This window comes from Streptomyces sp. NPDC107471 (assembly GCF_055582845.1).
This window is the reverse complement of the sequence record NZ_JBVJPC010000001.1, coordinates 1-25441: the sequence shown is the minus strand read 5'-3', so window position 1 is coordinate 25441 and position 25441 is coordinate 1. Positions and strand designations below refer to the sequence as shown.

The 25441-nt window shown below is 72.1% G+C and carries 22 protein-coding genes and 1 pseudogene; 7 read left to right on the top strand and 16 right to left on the bottom strand.

From position 1 onward, the window contains the following. Positions 1-26: 26 nt before the first annotated feature. The 3 genes from ACZ66S_RS00115 to glnA all read right to left on the bottom strand — a co-directional run bounded on the left by ACZ66S_RS00115 (position 27) and on the right by glnA (position 3377). The gene (locus tag ACZ66S_RS00115) at positions 27-1520 is read right to left on the bottom strand and encodes a HEAT repeat domain-containing protein (RefSeq protein ID WP_469898509.1); all 1494 of its coding nucleotides are present in this window, start codon (positions 1518-1520) and stop codon (positions 27-29) included. A gap of 81 nt (positions 1521-1601) precedes the next feature. Next, positions 1602-1859: an SCO2583/SCO2584 N-terminal domain-containing protein gene (locus tag ACZ66S_RS00110; RefSeq protein WP_469898508.1), complete on the bottom strand. Its 258-nt coding sequence runs from the start codon at positions 1857-1859 to the stop codon at positions 1602-1604. A gap of 108 nt (positions 1860-1967) precedes the next feature. Next, the gene (glnA, locus tag ACZ66S_RS00105; RefSeq protein WP_469898507.1) at positions 1968-3377 is read right to left on the bottom strand and encodes a type I glutamate--ammonia ligase; all 1410 of its coding nucleotides are present in this window, start codon (positions 3375-3377) and stop codon (positions 1968-1970) included. Positions 3378-3577: 200 nt separating this feature from the next. Between glnA and ACZ66S_RS00100 the strand changes: the two genes are divergently transcribed. Continuing rightward, positions 3578-4048: an RDD family protein gene (locus ACZ66S_RS00100; protein WP_469898505.1), complete on the top strand. Its 471-nt coding sequence runs from the start codon at positions 3578-3580 to the stop codon at positions 4046-4048. A gap of 195 nt (positions 4049-4243) precedes the next feature. After that, positions 4244-5542: a lipase family protein gene (locus tag ACZ66S_RS00095; protein ID WP_469898503.1), complete on the top strand. Its 1299-nt coding sequence runs from the start codon at positions 4244-4246 to the stop codon at positions 5540-5542. Positions 5543-5626: 84 nt separating this feature from the next. On the opposite strand, the gene ACZ66S_RS00090 is transcribed toward ACZ66S_RS00095, so the two are convergent. The 4 genes from ACZ66S_RS00090 to lipB all read right to left on the bottom strand — a co-directional run bounded on the left by ACZ66S_RS00090 (position 5627) and on the right by lipB (position 8701). Continuing rightward, complete coding sequence (locus ACZ66S_RS00090; RefSeq protein WP_469898502.1) at positions 5627-6328, bottom strand: DUF4191 domain-containing protein; 702 nt, start codon at positions 6326-6328, stop codon at positions 5627-5629. A gap of 65 nt (positions 6329-6393) precedes the next feature. Then, positions 6394-6594, bottom strand: coding sequence for an SCO2195 family GlnR-regulated protein (locus tag ACZ66S_RS00085; protein ID WP_359034491.1), 201 nt, complete (start codon positions 6592-6594; stop codon positions 6394-6396). Positions 6595-6861: 267 nt separating this feature from the next. After that, a complete protein-coding gene (lipA, locus tag ACZ66S_RS00080) occupies positions 6862-7827 on the bottom strand; it encodes a lipoyl synthase (RefSeq protein WP_469898500.1) in 966 nt (321 codons plus the stop codon). Between the two features lie 73 nt (positions 7828-7900). Further along, a complete protein-coding gene (lipB, locus tag ACZ66S_RS00075; RefSeq protein WP_469898499.1) occupies positions 7901-8701 on the bottom strand; it encodes a lipoyl(octanoyl) transferase LipB in 801 nt (266 codons plus the stop codon). 245 nt (positions 8702-8946) lie between these two features. On the opposite strand from lipB, the gene ACZ66S_RS00070 reads away from it, so the two are divergent. Further along, entirely contained in the window at positions 8947-10383 is a 1437-nt protein-coding gene (locus ACZ66S_RS00070) for a regulator (RefSeq protein ID WP_469898497.1), read from the top strand. Positions 10384-10484: 101 nt separating this feature from the next. Here the strand turns inward: ACZ66S_RS00070 and ACZ66S_RS00065 are convergent, their stop codons facing one another. Together ACZ66S_RS00065 and ACZ66S_RS00060 are read right to left on the bottom strand one after the other, a co-directional pair. Beyond that, a complete protein-coding gene (locus ACZ66S_RS00065) occupies positions 10485-11909 on the bottom strand; it encodes an NAD(P)/FAD-dependent oxidoreductase (RefSeq protein WP_469898495.1) in 1425 nt (474 codons plus the stop codon). 171 nt (positions 11910-12080) lie between these two features. Then, entirely contained in the window at positions 12081-12974 is an 894-nt protein-coding gene (locus tag ACZ66S_RS00060) for a TIGR01777 family oxidoreductase (RefSeq protein WP_469898493.1), read from the bottom strand. Between the two features lie 71 nt (positions 12975-13045). Between ACZ66S_RS00060 and ACZ66S_RS00055 the strand changes: the two genes are divergently transcribed. After that, positions 13046-13534 (top strand): GNAT family N-acetyltransferase, encoded by a 489-nt coding sequence (locus ACZ66S_RS00055; protein WP_469898492.1) that lies wholly within the window; start codon positions 13046-13048, stop codon positions 13532-13534. 183 nt (positions 13535-13717) lie between these two features. Here ACZ66S_RS00055 and ACZ66S_RS00050 read toward each other — a convergent pair whose 3' ends face one another. After that, entirely contained in the window at positions 13718-14902 is a 1185-nt protein-coding gene (locus tag ACZ66S_RS00050; protein ID WP_469899641.1) for a MarP family serine protease, read from the bottom strand. A 596-nt stretch (positions 14903-15498) separates the two neighbouring features. Between ACZ66S_RS00050 and ACZ66S_RS00045 the strand changes: the two genes are divergently transcribed. Beyond that, positions 15499-16437 carry a peptidoglycan recognition protein family protein gene (locus ACZ66S_RS00045; RefSeq protein WP_469898491.1) on the top strand — a complete coding sequence of 313 codons (939 nt, stop codon included), beginning with the start codon at positions 15499-15501 and terminating at the stop codon, positions 16435-16437. Positions 16438-16547: 110 nt separating this feature from the next. After that, the gene (locus ACZ66S_RS00040; protein WP_469898489.1) at positions 16548-16784 is read left to right on the top strand and encodes a hypothetical protein; all 237 of its coding nucleotides are present in this window, start codon (positions 16548-16550) and stop codon (positions 16782-16784) included. 443 nt (positions 16785-17227) lie between these two features. Here the strand turns inward: ACZ66S_RS00040 and ACZ66S_RS00035 are convergent, their stop codons facing one another. From ACZ66S_RS00035 to ACZ66S_RS00020, 4 genes are all read right to left on the bottom strand, one after another. After that, the gene (locus ACZ66S_RS00035; protein ID WP_469899640.1) at positions 17228-17746 is read right to left on the bottom strand and encodes a DUF4240 domain-containing protein; all 519 of its coding nucleotides are present in this window, start codon (positions 17744-17746) and stop codon (positions 17228-17230) included. A 56-nt stretch (positions 17747-17802) separates the two neighbouring features. Beyond that, the gene (locus tag ACZ66S_RS00030; RefSeq protein WP_469898487.1) at positions 17803-18783 is read right to left on the bottom strand and encodes a helix-turn-helix transcriptional regulator; all 981 of its coding nucleotides are present in this window, start codon (positions 18781-18783) and stop codon (positions 17803-17805) included. A gap of 94 nt (positions 18784-18877) precedes the next feature. Beyond that, positions 18878-21580 carry a pyruvate dehydrogenase (acetyl-transferring), homodimeric type gene (aceE, locus tag ACZ66S_RS00025; RefSeq protein WP_469898486.1) on the bottom strand — a complete coding sequence of 901 codons (2703 nt, stop codon included), beginning with the start codon at positions 21578-21580 and terminating at the stop codon, positions 18878-18880. Positions 21581-21850: 270 nt separating this feature from the next. Further along, on the bottom strand, positions 21851-22474 hold the full coding sequence (locus tag ACZ66S_RS00020; RefSeq protein WP_469898484.1) for a GntR family transcriptional regulator: 624 nt from the start codon (positions 22472-22474) through the stop codon (positions 21851-21853). Positions 22475-22687: 213 nt separating this feature from the next. Between ACZ66S_RS00020 and ACZ66S_RS00015 the strand changes: the two genes are divergently transcribed. Then, positions 22688-23350, top strand: a complete 663-nt coding sequence (locus ACZ66S_RS00015; RefSeq protein WP_469898482.1) for a hypothetical protein — start codon at positions 22688-22690, stop codon at positions 23348-23350. A gap of 61 nt (positions 23351-23411) precedes the next feature. Here ACZ66S_RS00015 and sucB read toward each other — a convergent pair whose 3' ends face one another. Both sucB and ACZ66S_RS00005 read right to left on the bottom strand, forming a co-directional pair. Then, positions 23412-25214, bottom strand: a complete 1803-nt coding sequence (sucB, locus tag ACZ66S_RS00010) for a 2-oxoglutarate dehydrogenase, E2 component, dihydrolipoamide succinyltransferase (RefSeq protein WP_469898480.1) — start codon at positions 25212-25214, stop codon at positions 23412-23414. 57 nt (positions 25215-25271) lie between these two features. Beyond that, a pseudogene (locus ACZ66S_RS00005) lies at positions 25272-25441 on the bottom strand (dihydrolipoyl dehydrogenase); the annotation flags it as partial.

The following is a 25441-nucleotide window of genomic DNA, read 5'->3' as shown; positions in this document are numbered from 1 at the left end:
CGCTCAGCCCTGGTCCCAGCAAAGGCTCAGGCCCCGAGCCCGGCCTCCCACAGCAGCCGTTTCCGCACATGGTCACTGAAGAGATGGCGGGCCCGGCCCAGGAGCTCACCCACCTCGGCGGTCCCGGGCGGCACGTCCGCCGTCGGACGCCAGCGCTGCACGGACTGCCGTGCCCAGTGCCGCAGCCTGTCGTCCGGATCGTCGACCAGGGCGACGGCGGCCCGCAGCCGTACGAGCCCGTCGTGTGCGCCGAGCAGCCGGAACGCGGCGACCCGCGTCTCCCGGGCCCGCTCCACCGCCAGCCGTTCCAGCAGCCACTCTCCGTCCAGCAGCCGCGCGGACGGAACCAGCGCCAAGGCCGCCTCCCGCACCACACCGGGCGCGGGATCGTCGAGCAGCTCCCGCAGCCGCGGTACGTCCAGCACGTCCAGCGTGCGCAGCCCGCCCACGGCACGCGCCCTGACCACCGGATCCGGATGCGCGGTCAACGCCCACAGCGCCTCGGCGTCACTCCGGTCCCCGCACTCCGCGAGCCCGCTGACCGCCCCCGCCGTCGGCGTGGAAACGCCGGCACCGGCACACCGACGCCGGTACCACTCGAGGGGGTCGCCCCCGGACTGCCGTACGACATACCGCGCACAGGCCCGCACCACCCCGGCCCGGTCACCGAGGTACCGGACCGCCAGCTCACCCCGTCCGGCCCGCCGCAACGCGGTCACCCCCGCGGACCGCACCCGCGGATTACGAGCCGCGAGCATCGGTCCGAGCACGTCGTCGGCCGCGTCGCCCTCCCCCGCAGCGGCCAGCGCGGCCTCCGCGCAGAGCCCCTGGACCACCGTGTCCTCGTCCCGCGCGGCGACACCGGCCAACTCGGCGGGCGAGAGGAAACCCTGGTCCACGGCGATGCGGTAGGCGTACCGCCGGATGGTCCGGTCGGCGTCGGCGTACAGCGGGGCGAGCGTGTCCCGCGGCGCAGCACGCAGCAATTTGGTGGCGAGGTCGGTGGCGAAGTCGCCCCGGCCCCGGCGTCCGACGCGCAGGATCAGCGGCAGCAGCCGTACGGCGGCCTCGACGTCGAGCAGTTCCGTCAGCAGCCGGCGTGCGTCCTCGCGCACCGGCGGTGCCCAGTCGGAACAGCGCACGACCACCAGCGCCAGCAGCCCGGGATACGCGGCGGCCCGCGCCAGGGCCGCGGCCCGGATCCGGCCGTCCCGGTGGCACAGACCGAGCGCGAGCCGCGCCTCGGTGCGGAGCCAGTCCGACGTTCCGTCCGGCTCGCCGGGACGCAGGACGCCGGGCAGCCCCTGCCGCAGGGCGTTCGTCAGCGCCCGTCCGCCCGCGGTCCGCTCCCAGGTGGCCGGCGTCCAGGAGACCTCGCCGTAGCCCCAGCCGTGCTCGCGAGCCCTGGTGTCCAGCGCGATCCAGGCACCCGGATCGGCCGTGTCGACCGTCTCCCCGAGCGATGCCCCCTCCGCGAGGCGCACCACCGCCGCCGCCACGTCCTCGACGTTCCCCCGCACGCCCACTCCCGGCCTCGATGTGTCCGGAGATCGTAGGCGGCGACAGCCCGGAGGAGCTTGCCATTTACCTGCCGAGCGCGGCTAGTACGACGCCCGGAAGTTCACGTACCCCAGCAGCAGGACGATCACCGCCACCCCGCCGAACACGATCGCCGTAGAACGCCACGACGAACGGCGAGGCGTTCTCAGCTCGGCCTCGGCGCGGAACGGCTGTGGCTTCGGCGGGTTCTCCTTCCAGCGGGCCGCGAGCATCCGGGCCCGCGCCGACGGCTCCTTGTGCGCCGCCCCGTCGGCCCACTTGAGGTCGAACTCCCGCTCCATGTCGTCCTGTTCGGGCATCCCCGTCCCCCGTCCACCGTCTCGAACAACCGTGCCAGAAACCATACGACGACGCCCCCGCCCGGAGAAACCGGGACGGGGGCGGCGTACGGACTGGCTCGGCGTCGATCACACGTCGAAGTACAGCTCGAACTCGTGCGGGTGCGGGCGGAGCTGGAGCGGGGCGATCTCGTTCGTCCGCTTGAAGTCGATCCACGTCTCGATCAGGTCCGGCGTGAAGACGTCGCCCTGGAGGAGGAACTCGTGGTCGGACTCGAGGCGGTCGAGGACGGCCGGGAGGGAGGTCGGGACCTGGGCGACGCCCGCGTGCTCCTCGGGAGCCAGCTCGTACAGGTCCTTGTCGATCGGCTCGGCCGGCTCGATCTTGTTCTTGATGCCGTCCAGGCCCGCGAGGAGCAGTGCCGAGAAGGCGAGGTACGGGTTGCCGGAGGAGTCGGGCGCGCGGAACTCGACGCGCTTGGCCTTCGGGTTGGAGCCCGTGATCGGGATACGCATGGCCGCGGAGCGGTTGCGCTGCGAGTAGACGAGGTTGATCGGCGCCTCGAAGCCCGGCACCAGACGGTGGTAGGAGTTCACCGTCGGGTTGGTGAAGGCCAGCAGCGACGGGGCGTGCTTGAGGATGCCGCCGATGTAGTAGCGGGCCATGTCCGACAGGCCCGCGTAGCCGGCCTCGTCGTAGAAGAGCGGGGAGCCGCCGGTCCACAGGGACTGGTGGACGTGCATGCCCGAGCCGTTGTCACCGAAGATCGGCTTCGGCATGAAGGTCGCGGTCTTGCCGTTGCGCCAGGCCACGTTCTTCACGATGTACTTGAAGAGCTGGAGGTCGTCGGCCGCGGCGAGCAGCGTGTTGAACTTGTAGTTGATCTCGGCCTGGCCGGCGGTGCCCACCTCGTGGTGCTGGCGCTCGACCTGGAGGCCGGACTTGGCCAGCTCCAGGGAGATCTCGGCACGCAGGTCGGCGAAGTGGTCGACCGGCGGGACCGGGAAGTAGCCGCCCTTGTAGCGGACCTTGTAACCGCGGTTGTCCTCCAGCGCACCGGTGTTCCAGGCGCCCGCCTCGGAGTCGATGTGGTAGAAGGACTCGTTCGACGAGGTGGAGAAGCGCACGCTGTCGAAGACGTAGAACTCCGCCTCGGGACCGAAGTAGGCCGTGTCGGCGATGCCCGTCGACGCGAGGTAGGCCTCGGCCTTCTTCGCCACGTTGCGCGGGTCACGGCTGTACTGCTCGCCGGTGATCGGGTCGTGGATGAAGAAGTTGATGTTCAGCGTCTTGTCACGGCGGAAGGGGTCGACCCGGGCGGTCGACAGGTCCGCGCGCAGCGCCATGTCGGACTCGTGGATGGCCTGGAAGCCGCGGATCGACGAGCCGTCGAAGGCGAGCTCCTCGTCCGGGTCGAACGCCTCGACGGGCAGCGTGAAGTGCTGCATGACGCCCGGCAGGTCGCAGAAACGGACGTCGACGAACTTGACGTCCTCGTCCGCGATGAACTTCTTGGCCTCGTCGGCGTTCTGGAACATCCAGCTCCTCCTACTCCCGACCGTTCCTGGACCGGGGTGGTAGTTCGTTCGTGCGGCCAGTGCGGTGGCACACGCTGTCCTCGACCCTAGGGACGGGTGGTTTCTCGGGCGTGACCCATTTGTTTCGCACAAGTTAACCGGACATCGTGGGCCCGGCCCCACCTGTCCGTATCCCGAAACGCTGGCAGTACCGTGGACGCGTGGACAAGAGGGATGCAATCGGATCGTGGCTCTCGGGCCCCCGCGCGGCCGCCGAGGACGCCGGTGTCGACTTCGGATACCGCGGACAGCAGCTCGGCCTGCCCGAGCAGGGGCCGGGGTCGATCGCCCGCCCCGGCCGACGGCTGGGCGCCCTGGCCGTGGACTGGGCGATGAGCGTCCTGATTGCATCCCAGTTGATCACGCAGAGCTACGGCGACCCGACCACCTCGAACTGGTCGCTGCTGGTCTTCTTCGTGATGGGCGTCCTCACCGTCGGCACCCTCGGCTTCACCCCGGGCAAGCGTCTCCTCGGCCTGCGCGTGGTCGCCCTGGACACCGGCCGCGTGAACCCGGCGCGCGCCCTGCTGCGCACGGTCCTGCTCTGCCTCGCCCTCCCGGCCCTGATCTGGGACCGCGACGGCCGGGGCCTGCACGACCGGCTCGCGAAGACCGTGGAAGTACGCATCTGACGGGGGACCCGTCGTCCTGCTGCGTCCGTAGTCCGGCCGCGTCTCCGTCGCCCGCCGCGTCCTCGCGGCTTTGTCGTGTCCTGACAGTCGCGCCGACGAACACGCGCGTCGGTTGACTACAGGTCAGTAGGCCCGGGCTCCTAGCGTCTGGCACCCAAGCAACCTCCCCCCGTTGCGAAGGGACACGCCGGACCGATGAAGAGATCCGCCCTCCTCAGCATGCTCACCGCCGCCCTGCTCGGCGGCGGCCTCCTCGGCGAGACACCCCAGGCTTCCGCCGAGACATCCGAAGCCCCCCAGGCCTCCGCCGAGACACTCCCCGCCTCCGCCGCAGCCGCCTGCACGGCGGCCGACGCCGACATCTACACACCCCCCGCCACCGTCCCCGCCACCCCGGGCACCGTGCTGGCCTGCCGTTCCGTCACCCTGAGCCAGGTGCCGGGCGCCATCCCGATGTCCGCGTGGAAGGTCCTCTACAGCTCCACCGACAACCAGGGCCGGCCCGTCGCCGTCTCCGGCACCCTCGCCGTCCCCACGGCGCCCTGGACCGGCACCGGTGACCGCCCCGTCGTCGCCTTCCACCCCGGGACCCTCGGCCTCGGCCCCCAGTGCGCGTTCTCCAAGCAGCTCGCCGGGGCCTACCAGGACGAGTACGAGGGCGACAACATCGCGGCCCTGCTCAAGGCCGGGTACGCCGTCGCCGCCACCGACGGCCCCGGCTACCTCGACGGCCGGACGCACCGCTACGTCGCCGGCACCGACTCCGGCCACGCCCTGCTCGACATCGCCCGCGCCGCCCCCGCCGTACCGGGCAGCGGACTGTCCCGGCAGGCCCGCGTCGGACTGTGGGGCTACTCCGAGGGCGGCGCGGCCAGCCTGTGGGCGGCCCAACTGGCGGCGGCCTACGCACCCGGGCTCAACGTGGTCGGCGACGCCTCGGGCGGCATCCCGGGCGACCTCAAGCAGGTGGCGGCCGGGCTCGACGGCAGCGCCTTCTCGGGCTTCCTCGCCGACGCGGCCATCGGCATCCAGGCCGCCTACCCCGCCCTGCCCCTCGACTCGCTCCTCAACGACCAGGGCAAGGAGGCGGTGCGGACCGCCAAGTCCGTCTGCCTGGTGGGCACCGTCACCGGCCTCGCGGGAAAGAGCATCAAGGACTTCACCACGGCCGGGCTCACCCTCGACCAGCTCTACCAGCAGCGCGGCAGCGACGGCCGTACCTGGGGCCAGGTCCTGGACGCCCAGAAACTCGGCGTGAACCTCGGCACCCACCGGATCGGCTTCCCCGTCCTCCAGTACCGCGGCGCCCTGGACGAGGTGATCCCCACCGCCACCGAGGACGCCGTCCGCGCCGCCTACTGTGCGGCGGGCGTGCAGACCGGCTGGAAGATCTACCCCGGTGACCATCTGCTCACCGACAACCAGGCCGTCGGTGACGTCGTCTCCTGGCTCGGCGACCGCTTCGCCGGCCGCCCGGCCGCCGACGACTGCTGACCGGCCCAGGACCACCTCTCATCCATGACGACGATGGGGGCGCCCGGTGTCACACCGGGCGCCCCCATCGTCGTACGCGAGGAGTCAGCGGGTCCTGCCGCCGCCCTTCGGCAGCTTCATGCCCTTCGGCATCGGGCCCTTCGGCAACGGCATGTTGCTCATGAGGTCGCCCATCGCCCGCAGCCGGTCGTTGGTGGCGGTCACCTGGGGGCCGGTCAGCACGCGCGGCAGCTTGAGCATCGTGGTCCGCACCTTCTTGAGCGGGACCTGGCCCTCGCCCGTGCCGACGACGATGTCGTGCACCGGCACGTCCGCGACGATGCGGTTCATCTTCCGCTTCTCGGCGGCCAGCAGGCCCTTGACCCGGTTCGGGTTGCCCTCGGCGACCAGGACGATGCCGGCCTTGCCGACGGCCCGGTGCACCACGTCCTGGCTGCGGTTCATCGCCACCGCGGGGGTGGTCGTCCAGCCCCGGCCGATGTTGTCCAGCACGGCCGCGGCGGCCCCCGGCTGGCCTTCCATCTGCCCGAACGCGGCCCGCTCCGCCCGGCGCCCGAACACGATCGCCGTCCCGAGGAAGGCGAGCAGGAAGCCCAGGATGCCGAGGTAGACCGGGTGGCCGATCAGGAAACCGATGGCGAGAAAAACGCCGAGGATGAGGATGAAGACACCCGCGAGCACCAGGCCGATCTTCTTGTCGGCCTTGCGGGTCATCTTGTACGTCAGGGCGATCTGCTTCAGTCGCCCGGGGTTCGCGGCATCGGCCGCACTGTCACTTCTCGCCATGCCCCGAAGTCTACGTGGCCCGGCGGGCGCCGACGACGGCAGTGCCCGCCCTCGAGAGGCAGGCTTCAGGAGCTGATGGTGAAGGTCTGGTCCAGGACGCGCTGCGCCTCGACCCGGTCCTTGGCACGGCGGCGGTCCTCCAGGACGGAGGTCCAGGCGTTGCGACGGGCGGTGCGCTGGCCGCTGCTCATGAGCAACGACTCGACGGCACGCAGTGCAGTGGTGAACGACGGGATGGCGGTGGCGCGAACCGGCGCGGCCTGCATGATGGAGGTCCCCCCTCGGGATGACGGCCTTGGTGAACGGTGCACGGGGTGTACAACCAGGGTCACTGATTGGTGTTACCAGGGCGTGACCGACCGGTCAAACGCCCATGAAGCCTTGATGCTTCGCCCCGAAACGCGGACGCGGCCCCGATGACCCCCCTATCTGCGGGGATGCCCGGGACCGCGTCAATCGGCCACTACCGAGCGGTCGTTGCTTGTGCTCGGATTCACACATTTGGAGTGGCACTCCGTGCCATCAGGAGCCGCTCAGACGGCCTGCGAGGCGACGTACGCGCCACGCTTCTCGACGGCCATCTGGTAGAGCCGGCCGGCCCGGTAGGAGGACCGGACGAGGGGTCCGGACATCACGCCGGAGAAGCCGATCTGCTCGGCCTCCTCCTTCAGCTCCACGAACTCCTGCGGCTTGACCCAGCGCTCCACGGGGTGGTGGCGCACGGACGGGCGCAGGTACTGCGTGATGGTGATGAGCTCGCAGCCGGCGTCGTGCAACTGCCGGAGCGCCTCGCCGACCTCCTCGCGGGTCTCGCCCATGCCGAGGATCAGGTTGGACTTGGTCACCAGGCCGAAGTCGCGGGCGTCGGTGATGACCTTCAGGGAGCGCTCGTAGCGGAAGCCGGGGCGGATCCGCTTGAAGATCCGCGGGACCGTCTCGACGTTGTGCGCGAAGACCTCGGGGCGGGACTCGAAGACCTGCTGGAGCAGCTCCGGCACGGCGTTGAAGTCGGGGGCCAGCAGTTCGACCTTGGTGCGGCCGGCCTCGCGGCCCGCGGTCTGCTCGTGGATCTGGCGGACCGTCTCGGCGTACAGCCAGGCGCCGCCGTCCTCCAGGTCGTCACGGGCGACGCCGGTGATGGTGGCGTAGTTCAGGTCCATGGTGACCACGGACTCGCCGACGCGGCGCGGCTCGTCACGGTCGAGCGCCTCGGGCTTGCCGGTGTCGATCTGGCAGAAGTCGCAGCGCCGGGTGCACTGGTCGCCGCCGATGAGGAAGGTCGCCTCGCGGTCCTCCCAGCACTCGTAGATGTTGGGACAGCCGGCTTCCTGGCACACCGTGTGCAGGCCCTCGCTCTTCACGAGCTTCTGCATGGCGGTATACTCGGGACCCATTTTCGCCCGGGTCTTGATCCACTCGGGCTTGCGCTCGATGGGGGTCTGAGCGTTGCGGACCTCCAGGCGCAGCATCTTGCGTCCGTCGGGTGCGACTGCGGACACGACCGGCTCCCTAGCGTTGATTCTTCGGCGTGCTCAAGGGTACGCCCGTGGATTTGAAAGCCCACCGCCTGTCTCAGGCCGCAGGTGTCTTCTCGATCACCCTCGGCTTCAGCTCCGCGTTCTCCAGTACGTCCCGCAGGTGCCGCTCGACGACCGGCAGGACCTCGTCGATGGTCACGTCCCGGCCGAGCTCGGCCGCGAGGGAGGCGACGCCCGCGTCCCGGATGCCGCACGGGATGATCCGGTCGAACCACTTGTTGTCCGGGTTCACGTTCAGCGCGAAGCCGTGCATGGTGACGCCCTTGGCGACGCGGATGCCGATGGCCGCGATCTTGCGGTCCTCGCGGCGCTGGCCGGCGTTGGACGGGGCGTACTCCGGACCGTTCAGACGCGGGTCGAACTCCTCGTCCGTGAGCCGGGGGTCGAAGTCCAGGGAGAGGCCGCCGAGGGAGGGGCGCTGCTCGACCGGGTCGCCGAGCACCCACACCCCGCTGCGGCCCTCGACGCGGGTGGTCTCCAGGCCGAACTCCGCGCAGGTGCGGATCAGGGCCTCCTCCAGCCGTCGTACGTGGGCCACCACGTCCACCGGACGCGGCAGCTTCTGGATCGGGTAGCCCACCAGTTGGCCCGGTCCGTGCCAGGTGATCTTGCCGCCGCGGTCGACGTCGACGACGGGAGTGCCGTCGAGGGGGCGCTCGTTGTCCGCGGTGCGCCGGCCCGCCGTGTAGACAGGGGGGTGTTCGAGCAGCAGGACCGTGTCGGGGACCTCGTCCTCGAACCGCGCCGCGTGCACCCGGCGCTGCTCGTCCCAGGCCACCTGGTACTCGACCGCGTCCGCACCGAACCCCATGCGGACGAACCGCAACCCACTCACGGCAAGCGCCTCCCTAGAAGGTCGTAAGGCACGAAGGGTGCCTACGCCACTGTACGTCCGGGTCGCGGACGTCAGCCCTGGGGGCAATCCTCACACGATCGGATGAACGAACGTCGAAGTGTGCGATCGCCTGCTTACTCTCCGCTACATTCGCGCCGTTCGCAGAGGCCATAAGGGCAGCTCACAGGCAATCCGGGCACCACGTGACCACGTGACGGCCCGAAAGGCAGGAGACCGCACCGCAGATGACGGAACGACCCGCGCAGCGCACTCCCAACCGACAGCTCGCCGCGCTCATCGCAGAAGCGGGGTTCTCCAACGCGGGTCTCGCCCGACGCGTGGACCAGCTCGGTCTCGAACACGGGCTGGATCTCAGATACGACAAGACCTCCGTGACCCGGTGGCTGCGCGGGCAGCAACCCCGGGGCACCACACCCGCCCTCATCGCCGAGGTCTTCACCCGCCGGCTCGGACGCCGGCTCTCCGCGCAGGACCTCGGCCTCGACGCCTGCGCGCCCGTCTACGCGGGACTGGAGTTCGCCGCCGGTCCCGAGGAGGCCGTCGACATCGTCAGCGGCCTGTGGCGCAAGGACTCCGGCAGCCACGCCGAACTGCGCAAGATCGCCTTCACCCCGGCGGGGCTGGTGGTGCCGAGCCGGGACTGGCTGATCGGCCGCCCCGACGACCGGGTCGCCCGCGGCGAGCCGCCCCTGCGCGTCCCTCCCCAGGGGCGCCCGGTGGTGCCCCGGCAGCGCGGCCAGGCCGAGCGCGGCCCCGGCCAGCGGGTCACCGGGGGTGACATCGCGGCCCTCGGCTCGGTCGGCGACCTCTTCCGCACCCTCGACGACCAGTACGGCGGCGGGCACGCCCGGCAGGCCCTGGTCCGCTACCTGGAGCACGAGTGCGAGCCGATGCTGCGCGGCACCTACGGGGAGACCACCGGGCGCAGGCTCTTCGCCGCGGCGGCCGACCTGACCCGGCTCGCGGGCTGGACGTCGTACGACATCGCGGCGCACGGACTCGCCCAGCGGTACTTCGTGCAGGCGCTGCGGCTCGCCCAGGCCGCGGGGGACCGGGCGTACGGGGCGTACGTCCTGGTCACGATGAGCCGGCAGGCCGTGTACCTGGGGCACGGCCGGGAGGCGATCCAGCTCGCGCGGGTGGCCCAGCAGGGCGTCGGCACCAGCGCCCCGCCGGTCGTGCAGGCACTGCTGCACTCGGCCGAGGCGCGCGGGCACGGGGTGCTGGGGGAGGTGCGGGCGTGCACGGCCTCGCTGGTCCGCGCGGAGCGGGCGCTGGAGGCGGCGCGCCCCGGTGACGAAGTCCCGCACTGGGCACGGTTCTTCGACGAGGCGCAGCTCGCGGACGAGTTCGGGCACTGCCACCGGGATCTGCAGCAGTTCCGGGCGGCCGCGCAACACGCCGAGCGCTCCCTTCAGTTGAGGGCGCCGGCGTACGCCCGCAGTCGGCTGTTCTGCCGGGTGGTGCTGGCGTCCGCGCGGCTGGGGCTGGGGGAGTTGGACCAGGCGTGCTCGCTGGCCGCGGAGGCCGCGGGGCAGGCCGCGGAGATGCGGTCGGTGCGGGCGGTGGAGTACGTGCGGGACTTCGAGCGGCGGTTGGAGCCGTACAAGGACGCGGCGCCGGTGCGGAGTTATCGCGACAAGGTCGCCGCGCTCGGGTAGGCCGCACCCGCCGTGGCTCCGCCGGTCCGGTGTCGAGTGCGGCGCCGTCGTGGCTGGTCGCGCAGTTCCCCGCGCCCCTTGAGGGGGCGCGGGGGTGACCGTCAGGCTGCCTGGGCTGTTGGGGTCGGGTCTGCCCGGTGCATGGAGCCGGCCGCTCCCAGGTCTTTCAGGATGGCCTTCGTCGCGCGGTGGGCCGAGTGCAGGGCGCCCTGGACCGTGCTCGTGTCCCGGTGGTCGCCGCAGACGTACAGGCCGGCCAGGAGGCGGACCGGGCGGCGCAGGTCGTGCGGGGCGGGCATGGCCGGGACCGCCTCGCGGGTGTGGTGGACCGCGAGGGTCTCCCAGCGGCGTGTCGACATGCCGTACAGGCGGGCCAGATGGGTGCGTACGGCCGCCTCCAGGTCGGACGGAGGGGGGCCGAGGACCGTCGAGGAGATCAGGGCCCGGCCCGCGGGGGCCCGGCTCGGGTCGACCTCGCTGACCACCGCCGTGTGGGCCACCGGGCCGCCCCGGTCGGCGTCGAGCAGCAGCGCGGAACCCGTGCGGGGCGGGTCGTCCGTCGTGTGGTGGACCACCGTCACCGGATGGAAGTCCGGCACCCGCAGCCCCGGCAGCAACTGGGCCGCGGCCCGCGCGTCCGTCGCCAGCAGCACCGCCCGGCACCGGACCTCGCCGTGCTCGGCCGTCGTCACCGACGTGGTCGCGACGGACGTGACCCGCACGCCCGTGTGCACGGTGCCCGCCGGCAGCGTCTGCGCGAGGAGCTCCGGGAGCGTCTCCGCGCCCCCCTCCGGCACGCACAGCCGCCCGCCCGCGAAGGCCCGCAGGGCGAGGTCGGCGCACCGGCTGGACGTCGTCAGCGCGGGGTCGCACAGCAGCGCGGCGAGCAGCGGGCGCAGGAACCCGTCGATCGTGCGCGCGGGCAGACCCCGGGCCGCGAGCGCCTGCCCGGCGGGCAGTTCGGGACGGACGAGAAGGCGTTCGACGGGCACGTTGGCGAGCCGGGTGAGGGCGGCACCGAGCCGTGCCTGGTCGACGGCGCCACCGAGCGGGGTGGCCCCGCGGGGAACACGAGAGACGGTCCCCTGGCCGGAACCGGGCAGCACCCGGAAGGCGGCCCTGCGGGACGCGGCCACCAGTCCCGGCCCCGGCACCCCCCGAGGGGCGCTCGCCAGGGCGCGCACCGCGCGCAGTGCGCCCCTTGCGCTACGGGCGCCCGCCGGAGCGTCCACCCGGTGGTGGCGCCCGTCGCCGTGCAGCAGGACCCCCGGTGCGAACGGGCGCAGTACGAGCCCGTCGAGACCGGGGGTCAGACGCAGTTCTGGATACGCGGTGGACAGCAACTGCCCGATCCGGTCGAGCCGGAAGCCGTCGACCTTCTCCGTCGACATGCGGCCGCCCACACCGGGGGCGGCCTCCAACACCGCGACGGTCACTCCTTGGCTGGTCAGCCGATGTGCCGCGGAGAGTCCGGCGACCCCGGCTCCCACGATCACGACGTCCGCCTGGTACGCGGGCTCAAGCACGTGCCCCTCCTCGAGGTTGCGCGGCCGGTGGAGACGTCATGCCCCCAACTGGCTCCGGGGATACCCGAGTTCTGGTCGAGGGTAGGGCCGTGATCGGTCAAGGACAGTCGCGCATGGACAGGGCACGGTCGCACAGCGGTCGCATGTCGTCACGTACGGCCATGGAAACACTCAGGCCGCCCGGATCGCCCCCTCGATGTCCGGGAACGCGAACGTGAACCCCGACTCCAGCAACCGCGTGGGCCGCACCCGTGCGCTGCCCAGCACGTCCCCGGCCATCTCTCCGAGCGCGGCCCGCAGGACCGGCGCGGGGACCGCGAAGAGCGTCGGTCGGTGCAGCACACGCCCCATGGCCTCGGTGATCTCACGGTTCGTCAGGGGTTCGGGGGCGGTGAGGTTGAACGGCCCGGACAGCCCCTCGGTCTCCAACAGATGCCGGATCGCGGCGACTTCGTCGTGCAGCGCGATGAACGACCAGTACTGGCCGCCGTCGCCCATCCGCCCGCCGAGCCCCGCCTGGAACAGCGGGAACAGCCTGCCCCAGGCCCCGCCGCCGCGCCCCACCACCAGTCCGGTGCGGGTGAACGCGGTCCGTACGCCCGCCTCCTGCGCCGGCCCGGCCGCCGCCTCCCATTCCACGCACAGCTCGGGCAGGAACCCCTCCCCGGGCGGTGAGCTCTCGTCGACGACCCGGTCGCCGGTCTCGCCGTAGTAGCCCATAGCGCTGCCGTTCACGAAGACCTTCGGCGGCTCGTCCAGGGAGGCGACGGCCCGGGCGAGGGCGCTCGTGCCGTTCACCCGGCTGTCGTGGATCTGCCTCTTGTACGCCTCCGTCCAGCGCCGCGAACCGACCCCCGCCCCCGCGAGGTTGACCACGGCGTCGCACCCGGCGAGCCCGGCCGCGTCGACCCGGCCGGCCTCGGGGTCCCAGCGGACCTCGCCGTCGCCCCGGGGCTCCTGGCGCACCAGGCGCACCACCTCGTGCCCGTCCGCGGTGAGGGACCGCACGAGCGCCGAGCCGATGAGTCCGGAAGCCCCGGCCACCGCGATTCTTGAACGTTGCATGACCTCATCCTGCCTGGTGGGTGGGTAAGAGCGATGTCTGGTTCCGGTACCCCGACCGTAGGCTTACGGTCATGTCCGAGTTGTCCGTACGTCTGGCCCTCCCCGACGACGAAGAGGAACTGGGCCGTCTCGACCGCGCCGAGTGGTCGCCGCTGCACGAGGTCCTGCCCGAACAGCGGCCGCCCTACCGGCCGTTCTTCGACGAGCGCCACCTCCCCGACGACTGCCTGGTCGCCGAGGCCGACCGCCGCATCCTCGGCTACATCCGTCTGGGTTTCCCGAACGGCCTGGCCGCGAACGCCCATGTACGCCAGATCCAGGGCTTCGTCGTCAGCGCCCGGGCCCGCGGCCGCGGTGTCGGGCGGGCTCTGATCCGCGCGATCACCGAGGAGGCCCGCCGCCGGGGCGCCCGCCGCCTCACCCTGCGCGTCCTCGGCCACAACACGCCCGCCCGCCGGCTCTACGAGTCCGAGGGCTTCGCCGTCGAGGGCGTGCTGCCCGAGGAGTTCCTGCTGGCGGGGGAGTACGTCGACGACGTGCTCATGGGGCGCCGTCTCTGAGCACCTGGTCGGCCGCGGCGGTCGTACGGCGTCTGCGCACCACCAGGCAGAGCGCCAGGCCCGCCACGAACAGCGAGATCAGGAAGAACACGGGCACGGGAGCCTCCGGGAGCCATGGGCACCGGTGCCGAGCGGGCCGGTGCCGTGCGGGACCGTGGGCCCATCATCGGGGAGGGTGCCGCGCTACGACGTGACCAGCTCGCCCGTGTCCACCGGTGAGGTGGCGTCCGCCGCCTTCTCGGCGTCGCCCGCGACCTCGTCGGCGGTCAGGACGTACCCCGTCTCGTCGTCGGAGGTGGAGCGGGCGAAGACCACGCCGTAGACCTTGCCGGAGGTGGTGAGCAGGGGGCCGCCGGAGTTGCCGGGGCGGACGGTCGAGCGGATCGAGTAGATCTCGCGGGTGACGGTGGCGTCGCTGTAGATGTTCTGCCCGGTGGCCTTCACCCGGTTGGCCACGGTCGCCGCCTGGAGGTTCAGGTCGCCGTCCTGCGGATAGCCCGCGACCACCGCGGAGTCGCCCCGGGAGGCGCCGTCGTCGAAACGCAGCACCGGTGCGCGCAGGTCCGGGACGTACAGCACCGCCACGTCCCGGTCGGGGTCGAACAGCACCACCCGTGCCTCGTACGTCCGCCCGACCCCGCCGACCCGGACACTGGGCTCGTCGATGCCGGCGACCACGTGGGCGTTGGTCATCACGTGCTGCGGCGCGTACACGAAACCGCTGCCCTCGCGGCCCTGGGTGCCGGAGGCGCCCTCGATCTTGACGGTGCTGAGCTTGGCGGCGTTGCTGGCGGCGGCCGTGACGCTGTCGCCGGTGGGCCGTGCGACCTCGGCCGTCGACTCGTTCTCGAACGGGTTGAACACCTGCGGGAAACCCGCCTCGGTGAGCGCGGAGGTGGCCCGGGAGAACCAGGACGGCGTGGTCTCCGGCATGGCGTCCTGGACGGTGCCGAGCAGGACGGAGTCCCGGATGGCCGAGGTCACCAGCGGGGACGAGGAGGCGCCGAGCACGCTGGCGGCGACCCAGGCGACGACGAGCACGGCCACGGAGTTGGCGACGGCCCCGCCGACGCCGTCGGCGACCCTGAGCGGGCCCTGGTCCAGCTCCCGGCGCAGCCTGAGCGCCAGGCGTCCCGCCAGCTCGTGCCCCACGGCGGCCGGGACCAGCACGGTCAGCACCGCGGTCACCGTGGCCTCCGTGCTCCCCGGGGTCACCAGGCCCATCACCCACGGCAGCACCCACACGCCCACGACCGCGCCGCCGACGAAACCGGCGAACGACACGCAGCCGGCCACCAGGCCGCGCCGGTAGCCGGAGGCCGCGTAGGCGGCGACCACCAGCAACAGCAGGATGTCGAGCACGTCCACGGAGCCGCCCTTCTCTCTCGGAACCTTCAGTACGCAGGCGAGGCGTCCAGTGATCAGCGAGCGCACGCGGTGCACCTGGGAAAACGTCACGGACCAGGACGATGGTTCCACCGGGTGGCACAGCACACATCGCGGACGGGGCGGATGCGTCCCACAGTGGGACCATGCGTGTCCGAAGAGCCCGGGGGATGCGAAGGCGGCGCCCGACCCGAATACGCCACGCAAGCGAAGCAGTCCAGTCCCTACTGCACCGCTTGCCCCCCTTGACGAGACCCCGGGCCCGCCGAGGCCTGACGCCCACTTCCGACACCCCGGTGTCATCCCGGCCGCCGGGTTCGGTCCCCCCCGAGACCGCTGCCAGGGGTGAGGATCCTGCCGGGCCCGCCCCCGCCTCCCGTCCTGCCGGGGGCGAGGCGTCGGCTGGGTTTGGGTCTCTTTCGCGTTCTGCTGGGGGGAGGGCGTCCGCCGGGTTTGGGGTCCACCCGCGTCCCGCCGGGGCTGACACACCTGCCGGGTCCAGGTCCCCGTCCCGCTCTGCCGAGGCCACGCCCTCCGCCGAGCCTGCCGCACCGTTCGACGAGCGGCCGTCCGAGCCCGTGGCTGCCGCCGAAGCCGAGCAGAACCCCCAACCTGCGGCCCAGGCCGAACCTGCGGCCCCCGCCAGACCTGCGACCCCAGCCGACACCGCGCCCCCACCTGACTCCGTCACCCCCACTCACCGAGCCATACCCCCACCCCCCACCCGGACACACCGCCGTACCCCTCACGCCGGGCGGCTTCTGCTGGCGTGTGTTCCCGGGCTCGCTGTCGTGCTCGGGCTTGTGTTGTGTGTGCAGGGGATCGAGCGGGCCGTCGACGACAGGGCGGCCGGGGCCGTTGCGGTGGCCCGGCAGGGGAACGTGCAGTCGACCGCGGTCCGGCCGCACATCGTGGCGAGGTCGGTGTGGGCCGTCGGCGGCGAGGGAAACACCACCGCCCGTACCCCGCCACCCCCGCACTACGACGACAAGGTGCTCGCGGTCTTCGTGCACCACACCGACTCGCCCAACGACTACGACTGCGCCGACGCGCCCCGCATCATCCGCTACCTCGCCGCCGGCCAGACCGGCGCCCGGGACTGGGACGACATCGGCTACAACTTCCTCGTCGACCGCTGCGGCACCATCTACGAGGGCCGTGCTGGCGGCGTCGACCGCCCCGTCGTCGGCGCCCACACCCTGGGGTTCAACCACCGCACCGCGGGCATCGCCGCCCTCGGCACCTTCACCGCCGGCGTACCCGTCCCGCGGGCGATGACCGACGCGATCGCCGCCCTGGTGGCCTGGAAGCTCGGCCTGGCCGGCATCGACCCCCGCACCACCGTCCGCCTGACCTCCAGCAACAGCCTCAGCCGCTACAAGGCTGGCACCACCGCGACCCTCCCCGCCCTCGCGGCCCACGGCGACGCCTACATGACGACCTGCCCCGGCGCCTCCCTCAAGGCCCGGCTACCGGAGATACGGCAGGCGGCGGCTCGACTCCAGGGCAGGACGTAACCACCCCCGGGTGCCCGGGCCCTCACAGGGTTCTCGCAGGCGGCTCAAGGCTCACGCCGAAACAGCCGCCCTATCGTCATGCACACGCACTGACTGGAGGTGGGGAAGAAGTGAACAGCAGTCACCCGAACACCACGGCGAGGACCGGCGGCTGGACCCGGACGGCCCGCGGCCCCTGGGCGGTCGTCTGCACCGTCGCGGCCGTCGTCCTCGGCCCGGCCGCCGTCACCGCGTCCGCGCTCGACCAGGCCAACGCGGCCCCGATGCACCACGCGGTGAAGGCCGACGGGACGCAGGCGTACCTCCCGACGGACACGACCCGACGCAGGTCCACGACCACCCCCTGAGGCCTGAGCCCGACGGCACGGGCAGGCGACCAGGCGTGAGGGAGACAGCGCCACACCCGGCCCTCTGAGCCCTCGTACCGCTCTCGCTGGCCAACGCGGCCCCGATGCACCACGCCGTGAAGGCCGACGGGACCCAGGCGTACCTCCCGACGGACACGACCCGACGCAGGTCCACGACCACCCCCTGAGGCCGGAGCCCGACGGCACGGGCAGGCGACCAGGAGTGGGGGGAGGCAGCGGCACACCCGGCCCCCTCAGCCTTCGAACCAATCCCGCAGGCCCACGACGACCGCCCCCTGAACCCCGCGGTACCGACAGACGGCCCGACACCCGACCGGGGTCGGCGGCGGCGCAAACGGCCCCCTCAGCCCGCAGCCTCGCTCAGCCCCGCCCCTCATCCCCGTGCCCCCTCTACCCCCGTCCACCCTCAACCCCCGTCCCCCTCACCCCCTGAACCTCTCCCAAAGCTTCGGATACCGCTCCGTCAGCAACCCGTCGTCCTCCAGGTCGACCGGGGTGCCGAGCGGCTCGGAGGGGGCGGGTGGGATGCCCAGGTCGGGTGCGACGGTTCCGGTGAGCTGTTCGTAGGCCTCGTCCGCCGCGTAGCCCAGTTCCTCGCCGTCGCCGTCGATCTCCTCGTCGAAGTCGGCCAGCAGGTCGGCGAGCGAGTCCGGGTCGTGTACCCCGCCCTCGTACACCTCGCGGCCCTGGCCGATCAGCCAGCACCGGAAGAAGTCGAAGGCGTCGTCGCTCGCCCCGTCCAGCAGTATCCAGGCGGCGCCCCACAGGTCCCAGGTGTACGCCCGGTTGAAGCGGGCCTCGAAGTGACGGGCGAAGTCCAGGACCATCTCCGGGTCCAGCCCGAGCAGCCGGTCCACGAGCAGGTCGGCCTGTTCCTCGGGGTCGCCCTCGGCGGCCTCGCGGGTGGCGTCCACCAGCTCCCAGAACTCCGTCTCGTCCATCACGGGTCCAGCATCGGGCCTGGAGGGGTGGGGCGCACGTGGAGTGCGGCGGATTGTTATGTCCCGTACAGGCGGCCCAGCCGTCGCGCGTCCTCGGTGAACCGGGCCCGCAGACTCTCCGGAGCCAGCACCTCCACCTCCGGCCCCAGACCCGCCAACTGCGAGTGGGCGACCTGCTCCGACTCCACGGGGAGCGTCACGGTCAGCCATCCGTCCTCGTGGGACGTGCCCGCGCCCGCGACCGCCAGCGCCTCCCGCGCGGACGCCGGATCGACGACGTACGGAAGCCGTCGCACCCCGTCCGGGGACAGCCGTACGACGACCTCGGCGTGCAGGATCGACCGCGCGAACCGCTCGGACTGCGCCTCCCAGAAGCCGGGGAGGTCGAACTCCTCGTCGCGCGCGAAGCGGGCCTCGCCGGCCGTCACCGCCGTGAAACGGTCGATCCGGTACACCCGGTGGGAACCACCGTCCGGGACCCGCGCGCACAGGTACCAGACGCCCGCCTTGAGCACGAGCCCGTACGGCTCCAGCTCCCGCTCCACCTCGCCCTCGCGGCCGCGATAGCGCGCGGTGACCGGTCTGTCGTCCCACACCGCGTCCGCCACCGCGGGCAGCAGCTCGGGCGTCTTCGGCTCGGTGAACCAGTTCGGCGCGTCCAGGTGGAAGCGCTGGGCCGCCGTGCGGGAAGCGTCCCGCAGGGAGGGCAGCAGCGCCGCCGAGACCTTCAGCCGGGCGGCGGAGGCGGCGTCCTCCAGCCCCATCCCGCGCAGCGCCTGCGGCACCCCGGACAGGAACAGCGCCTCGGCCTCGTCGCGGGCCAGCCCGGTCAGCCGGGTCCGGTACCCGCCGATCAGCCGGTACCCGCCGGCCCGCCCCCGGTCGGCGTAGACCGGGACGCCGGCCTCCGACAGCGCCTGCGCGTCCCGGGTGACCGTCCGCTCCGACACCTCCAGCTCGCGCGCCAGCTCGGCGGCGGTCATGGAGGGCCGGGACTGGAGCAACAGCACCATCTTGATGAGCCGGGCAGCACGCATACGGCCATGATGCCGGGGCCCACTGACAGCGAAGGGGCACGGCAGCCGCCGTACCCCTTCACCGAATTCACCGAACGCGTCGAAGCTCAGGGCCTCACAGCCCGTACTTCTCCCGTGCTTCCTTCACCGCCGTCGCCTTGACCTCGCCGCGCCGGGCGAGCTGGGCCAGGGCCGCGACCACGACCGACTCGGCGTCGACGCCGAAGTGGCGGCGGGCGCCCTCGCGGGTGTCGGAGAGGCCGAAGCCGTCCGCGCCGAGCGAGGACCAGTCCTGCTCGACCCACTGCGCGATCTGGTCCGGGACCTGGCGCATGTAGTCGGAGACCGCGAGCACCGGGCCCTCGGCACCGTGCAGCGCCTGGCGGACGTACGGGACCCGCTCCTCGCCGCGCAGCAGGCCGGCGTCGGCCTCCAGCGCGTCACGGCGCAGCTCCGTCCAGGACGTCGCGGACCACACGTCGGCCGCCACGCCCCACTCCTCGGCCAGCATCCGCTGCGCCTTGAGCACCCAGTGGATCGCCGTGCCGGAGCCCAGGAGCTGGATGCGGGGGGCGTTCGCGACCGGGGACAGGCCCGCGGACTCCGCGGTGTTGAAGCGGTACAGGCCCTTGACGATGCCCTCGTCGACACCGACCGCGGACGGCTTGGCGGGCTGCGGGAGCGGCTCGTTGTAGACCGTCAGGTAGTAGAAGACGTTCGGGTCCTCGCCGGGGGCGGCCTCGCCGTACATGCGGCGGATGCCGTCGCGCACGATGGTGGCGACCTCGTAGGCGAACGCCGGGTCGTACGTCAGGGCCGCCGGGTTCGTCGCCGCGATCACCGGCGAGTGGCCGTCGGCGTGCTGCAGGCCCTCGCCCGTCAGCGTGGTACGGCCCGCGGTGGCGCCGACGAGGAACCCGCGGCCCAACTGGTCGCCGAGCTGCCACATCTGGTCGGCCGTGCGCTGCCAGCCGAACATCGAGTAGAAGATGTAGAACGGGATCATCGCCTCGCCGTGCGTCGCGTACGACGTCGAAGCGGCGATGAAGTCGGCCATCGAACCGGCCTCGGTGATCCCCTCGTTGAGGATCTGGCCGTTCTGGGCCTCCTTGTAGTACATGAGCTGGTCGCGGTCGACCGGCTCGTACGTCTGGCCCTTGGGCGAGTAGATGCCCAGGGACGGGAAGAGGCTCTCCATGCCGAAGGTGCGCGCCTCGTCGGGGACGATCGGCACCCAGCGCCTGCCGGTCTCCTTGTCGCGGACCAGGTCCTTGATCAGGCGGACGAACGCCATGGTGGTGGCGACGTTCTGCGAGCCGGAGCCCTTGTCGAAGGAGGCGAACGCCTTCTCCGCGGGGGCCGGCAGCGGGGCCACCGGGTGGACGCGGCGGGCCGGGGCGGGACCACCGAGGGCGGCCCTGCGCTCCTGGAGGTAGCGCACCTCGGGGGAGTCGGCGCCCGGGTGGCCGTAGGGAACGACACCGTCGACGAACTGAGCGTCGGAGATGGGGAGTTCAAGGAGATCACGCATCGTCTTGAACTCGTCCACCGACAGCTTCTTCATCTGGTGGTTGGCGTTCTTCGACGCGAAGCCCTCGCCGAGGGTGTGGCCCTTGACCGTCTGGGCCAGGATCACGGTCGGCGCGCCCTTGAACTCGACGGCGGCCTTGTAGGCGGCGTAGACCTTGCGCGCCTCGTGGCCACCGCGGGAGAGGTGGAAGCACTCGAGGATCTTGTCGTCGGACAGCAGTTTCGCCATCTCGACGAGCGCCGGGTCCTTGCCGAAGAAGTCCTGGCGGATGTAGGCGGCGTCGCGCGTCTGGTACGTCTGCACCTGCGCGTCGGGTACCTCGCGGAGCCGTCGTACGAGAGCGCCGGTGGTGTCGAGCTGGAACAGCTCGTCCCAGGCGTTGCCCCACAGCGACTTGACGACGTTCCAGCCGGCGCCGCGGAACTGGGCCTCCAGCTCCTGCACGATCTTGAAGTTCGCGCGGACCGGGCCGTCGAGGCGCTGGAGGTTGCAGTTGATGACGAAGGTGAGGTTGTCGAGGCCCTCGCGGCTCGCGAGTCCGAGTGCCGCCGTGGACTCGGGCTCGTCCATCTCGCCGTCGCCGAGGAAGGCCCAGACGTGGGACTCGGAGACGTCCTTGATGCCGCGGGCCGTCAGGTAGCGGTTGAAGCGCGCCTGGTAGATCGCGGAGAGCGGGCCGAGGCCCATGGAGACCGTCGGGAACTCCCACAGCCAGGGCAGGCGGCGGGGGTGCGGGTACGACGGGAGGCCGTTGCCGCCCGACTCGCGGCGGAAGTTGTCCAGGTGGGACTCGTCCAGCCGGCCGTCGAGGAAGGCGCGGGCGTAGATGCCGGGGGAGGCGTGGCCCTGGATGTAGAGCTGGTCGCCGGACCCGTCGGCCTCCTTGCCCTTGAAGAAGTGGTTGAAGCCGGTCTCGTAGAGCCAGGCCGCGGAGGCGAAGGTGGCGATGTGGCCGCCGACGCCGTACTTGCTGCCCCGGGTCACCATGGCGGCCGCGTTCCAGCGGTTCCAGGCCGTGATCCGGGCCTCCATCTCCGGGTCACCGGGCAGGCCCGGCTCCGCGGCGGTGGGGATGGTGTTGACGTAGTCCGTCTCGAGGAGCTTCGGCAGCGCGATGCCGTTGCCCTCCGCCCGCTCCAGCGTGCGGCGCATCAGGTATGCGGCACGGTGCGGGCCGGCCGCCTTGGTGACCGCGTCCAGCGAGGCCTGCCATTCGGCGGTCTCCTCGGGGTCCCGGTCGTGGAGCTGGTCGAGCTCGCTGGGCTGGATGGCGTTGGGGTCGGTCATGTCGCCGCCTTCCTCAGTCGAAGGGGGTTCCCTCATCTGTAAGGGTTCGGGGGTGCCCTTGGTCTTTGGCAGGACAGGGCGGAGGGCCCCGGTAAGGGCCCGTCGGCGACTCTAACTCGCTGATCGATGATCGATCAAAGGGTTGAGGGGCAAAACTTCTCGATGACGAGAAAGTAGGCACGGGGTGTCTCCGAAAAAGACACCGGGTGCCTTGTTTTCGAAGGTATTCCGCAGGGTTTTCGCAGGTGAGCGCCGGTGTGCTCGACTGCGTCAGGCCCTCGGGGCGCACCCCAGCACATGGGCCTTCACGATCTCGGGGATCCGCGGGTCCCGGCGCTTGAACGCGGCCAGCAGCTCCTCGTGCTCCTCCGCGTACGACTGCTGGACCGTCCCCAGCCACCGGATCGACAGCGCGGTGAACACCTCGATGCCCAGGCCCTCCCAGGTGTGCAGCAGCACCGAGTTGCCGGCCGCCCGCACCAGCTCACGGTGGAAACCCACGGTGTGCCGCACCTGGCCGGTGCCGTCGGCGTCCCGGTCCGCCTCGTACAGCGCGGCGACATGCGGCTCCAGGGCCGAGCAGTCCCGCGCCAGTTTCTCAGCCGCCAGCTCCGCCGCGATCGCCTCCAGGCCGGCCCGGACCGGGTAGCTCTCCTCCAGGTCGGCCGCCGTCAGGTTCCGCACCCGTACGCCCTTGTTCGGCGCGGACTCGATCAGCCGCAGCGACTCCAGCTCGCGCAGTGCCTCCCGTACCGGCGTCTGGCTGACCTCCAGCTCGGTGGCGATACGGCGCTCCACGATCCGCTCGCCCGGCTGCCAGCGCCCGCTGACGATCCCCTCCACGATGTGCTCGCGGATCTGTTCGCGCAGCGAGTGGACGACGGGCGCGGTCATGAGAGCTCCTTAAGGGCGTTTGACGTTTAGACAATAAGGCCGCGGGCCCGTCCGGGAGGGGCGCACGGGGGCGCTTTCATGCAGGTGAGACGAGGCTTACACGCTCCCAGTCGGACGGCTTCTGTCAAGACACGGAACCCCCCGGCTTCCCGGTGTGTCGCGTTGGTCAGGGGTTCCCGCGCGGGGCGCCCCATCGCACCACAGGGGGACGGCATGCACATCGGGGGACGACGGGTACTGGCCCTCGTGGCCGTGATCGGCGCGCTCGTCGGCGTGGCGGGCTGCGGACAGCAGGCCGCACGGGCGACGGCGGGGACGACACCGGGCACCTCGCGGACGATCACCGCCATGGCGGGTGCGGCCCCGGGCAGGGGCGCGGCCTGCGTGTTCGTCAAACCCGACGGGGCCCAGCGGTTCGGGCACGTCGGCTGGGGCTTCAAGGTCCCGGGCACCGGCCGCTGGGTCTACGGCGCCGTGGAGAACCCCGGCGGAAAGCTGTACACCCCGCCGGGCGGCGACATCGGGGCCTGGCACGCCGAGGGGTCGTACGAGCGCATGCTCGGCGAGATGTCCACGGACGCCCACTACCCGGGCCGGTCCGAGCACCCGTACAGCCGCTACCGCTGCACGGGGACCGCGACGTACGACGTGAACCGTGCCCGCGCCATGATCCGTACGGTCGAGGCGCGCGGGTTCCTCGTCGGCGTGGACCCGCGGACCGGCAGGCTCACCTCCCGGGACTGCCTGGACGCCACCTACGACGTCCTGAAGGCGTACCGCACGAAACACCTCACGCGCGCGCCCGAGCTGTCCGTCCCCAACGTGTGGGTGGAGGAGCTGTGGGGCTGGTCGGACAAGGCGCTGACGCCCCGGTGAGACGACGGTGCCCCCGCCCGGAAAGTTCCGGACGGGGGCACCGCGACGCACACCAGGTGGCTTACAGGCCGAGCTCGACCTCGAACTCGCCCGCCTCCAGGATCGCCTTGACCGCGGTCAGGTAACGGGCCGCGTCGGCGCCGTCCACCAGACGGTGGTCGTAGGAGAGGGTCAGATAGGTCATGTCACGGATGCCGATGACCGTGCCCTCCTCGGTCTCGATGACCGCCGGCCGCTTGACCGTGGCACCGATGCCGAGGATCGCGACCTGGCCCGGCGGCACGATGATCGTGTCGAAGAGCGCACCGCGCGAACCGGTGTTGGAGATGGTGAAGGTCGCGCCGGACAGCTCGTCGGGCGTGATCTTGTTCGCGCGGACCTTGCCCGCGAGCTCCGCCGTGGCCTTGGCGATGCCGGCGATGTTGAGGTCGCCCGCGTGCTTGATGACCGGGGTCATCAGGCCCTTCTCGGAGTCCACCGCGATACCGATGTTCTCGGTGTCGAAGTAGGTGATCGTGCCTTCGCCCTCGTTGATCTTGGCGTTGATCGGCGCGTGCGCCTTCAGCGCCTGCGCCGCCGCCTTGACGAAGAACGGCATCGGGGAGAGCTTGACGCCCTCACGGGACGCGAACGCGTCCTTGGCCCGGGCACGCAGCTTCATCAGACGGGTGACGTCGACCTCGACGACCGAGGAGAGCTGCGCCTGCTCGTGCAGCGCCTTGACCATGTTGTCGCCGATGACCTTGCGGATGCGCGGCATCTTGACGGTCTGGCCACGGAGGGGGGAGGCCTCCAGGGACGGCGCCTTCTTGGCGGCCGGAGCAGCGGCGGCGGCCGGAGCCGGGGCAGCGGCGGCGGCCTTCGCGGCCTCGGCGGCGGCGATGACGTCCTGCTTGCGGATACGGCCGCCGACGCCGGTGCCCTTGACGCCGGCCAGGTCGACGCCGTTCTCGGCGGCGAGCTTGCGCACCAGCGGGGTCACGTAGGCGCCGTCGTCACCGGAGGTCGCGGCGGGAGCCGGGGCCGGGGTGACCGGGGCGGGCGCGGGCGCCGGAGCCGGAGCGGCGGGCGCCGGGTCGGGCGCCGGAGCCGTCTGCTGCTGCGGGGCCGGAGCCGAGGGAGCCTGCGGGGCCGGTGCCGGGTCGGGCGCCGGGGCGGCCGGGGCGGGCGCCGGAGCCGGGGCGGGGGCCTCGGCGGCCGGGGCCGGGGCGGCGGGGGCCGGAGCAGCGGCCGGAGCCGCACCCGGGGCGCCGATGACGGCGAGCTTGGCGCCGACCTCGGCCGTCTCGTCCTCGCCGACCACGATCTCCAGCAGCACACCGGAGGTGGGCGCCGGGATCTCGGTGTCGACCTTGTCCGTGGAGACCTCGAGCAGCGGCTCGTCGGCCTCGACGGAGTCGCCGACCTCCTTCAGCCACCGGGTCACGGTGCCCTCGGTGACGGACTCGCCCAGCGCGGGCAGGACGACGTCCGTGCCCTCGGCGGAGCCGCCGCCGGAAGCGGCCTCGGCGGTGGGAGCGGGCGCCGGGGCGGCCTGCTCGGTGGAGGGCGCGGCCGCGGCCGGCTCGGGGGCGGGCTCGGCGACCGGCTCGGCGGCCGGGGCCTGCTCGGCGGCCGGGGCGCCGGTGCCGTCGTCGATCACGGCCAGCTCGGCACCGACCTCGACCGTCTCGTCCTCGGCGACCTTGATGGAGGCCAGGACGCCGGCGGCGGGGGAGGGGATCTCGGTGTCGACCTTGTCGGTCGAGACCTCGAGCAGCGGCTCGTCGGCCTCTACACGCTCACCCTCGGCCTTCAGCCAGCGGGTGACGGTGCCCTCGGTGACGCTCTCGCCGAGCGCCGGAAGGGTTACGGAAACCGCCATGGTTTCGGTTGCTCCTTACGAATTGCGGAAGTCTGTCGTCGCTTCGTCGACCGAGGGTCAGTCGTGCGAGTGGAGCGGCTTGCCGGCCAGCGCCAGGTGCGCCTCGCCGAGCGCCTCGCTCTGCGTCGGGTGGGCGTGGATGAGCTGGGCGACCTCGGCCGGCAGCGCTTCCCAGTTGTAGATGAGCTGCGCCTCGCCGACCTGCTCGCCCATGCGGTCGCCGACCA

Bases quoted from the DNA above. Each gene is read 5' to 3' on its own strand.
- ACZ66S_RS00110 (WP_469898508.1), bottom strand. From the start codon at position 1,859: ATGCCCGAACAGGACGACATGGAGCGGGAGTTCGACCTCAAGTGGGCC.
- glnA (WP_469898507.1), bottom strand. From the start codon at position 3,377: ATGTTCCAGAACGCCGACGAGGCCAAGAAGTTCATCGCGGACGAGGAC.
- ACZ66S_RS00095 (WP_469898503.1), top strand. From the start codon at position 4,244: ATGAAGAGATCCGCCCTCCTCAGCATGCTCACCGCCGCCCTGCTCGGC.
- ACZ66S_RS00090 (WP_469898502.1), bottom strand. From the start codon at position 6,328: ATGGCGAGAAGTGACAGTGCGGCCGATGCCGCGAACCCCGGGCGACTG.
- ACZ66S_RS00085 (WP_359034491.1), bottom strand. From the start codon at position 6,594: ATGCAGGCCGCGCCGGTTCGCGCCACCGCCATCCCGTCGTTCACCACT.
- ACZ66S_RS00070 (WP_469898497.1), top strand. From the start codon at position 8,947: ATGACGGAACGACCCGCGCAGCGCACTCCCAACCGACAGCTCGCCGCG.
- ACZ66S_RS00060 (WP_469898493.1), bottom strand. From the start codon at position 12,974: ATGCAACGTTCAAGAATCGCGGTGGCCGGGGCTTCCGGACTCATCGGC.
- ACZ66S_RS00055 (WP_469898492.1), top strand. From the start codon at position 13,046: ATGTCCGAGTTGTCCGTACGTCTGGCCCTCCCCGACGACGAAGAGGAA.
- ACZ66S_RS00035 (WP_469899640.1), bottom strand. From the start codon at position 17,746: ATGGACGAGACGGAGTTCTGGGAGCTGGTGGACGCCACCCGCGAGGCC.
- ACZ66S_RS00030 (WP_469898487.1), bottom strand. From the start codon at position 18,783: ATGCGTGCTGCCCGGCTCATCAAGATGGTGCTGTTGCTCCAGTCCCGG.
- aceE (WP_469898486.1), bottom strand. From the start codon at position 21,580: ATGACCGACCCCAACGCCATCCAGCCCAGCGAGCTCGACCAGCTCCAC.
- ACZ66S_RS00020 (WP_469898484.1), bottom strand. From the start codon at position 22,474: ATGACCGCGCCCGTCGTCCACTCGCTGCGCGAACAGATCCGCGAGCAC.
- ACZ66S_RS00015 (WP_469898482.1), top strand. From the start codon at position 22,688: ATGCACATCGGGGGACGACGGGTACTGGCCCTCGTGGCCGTGATCGGC.
- sucB (WP_469898480.1), bottom strand. From the start codon at position 25,214: ATGGCGGTTTCCGTAACCCTTCCGGCGCTCGGCGAGAGCGTCACCGAG.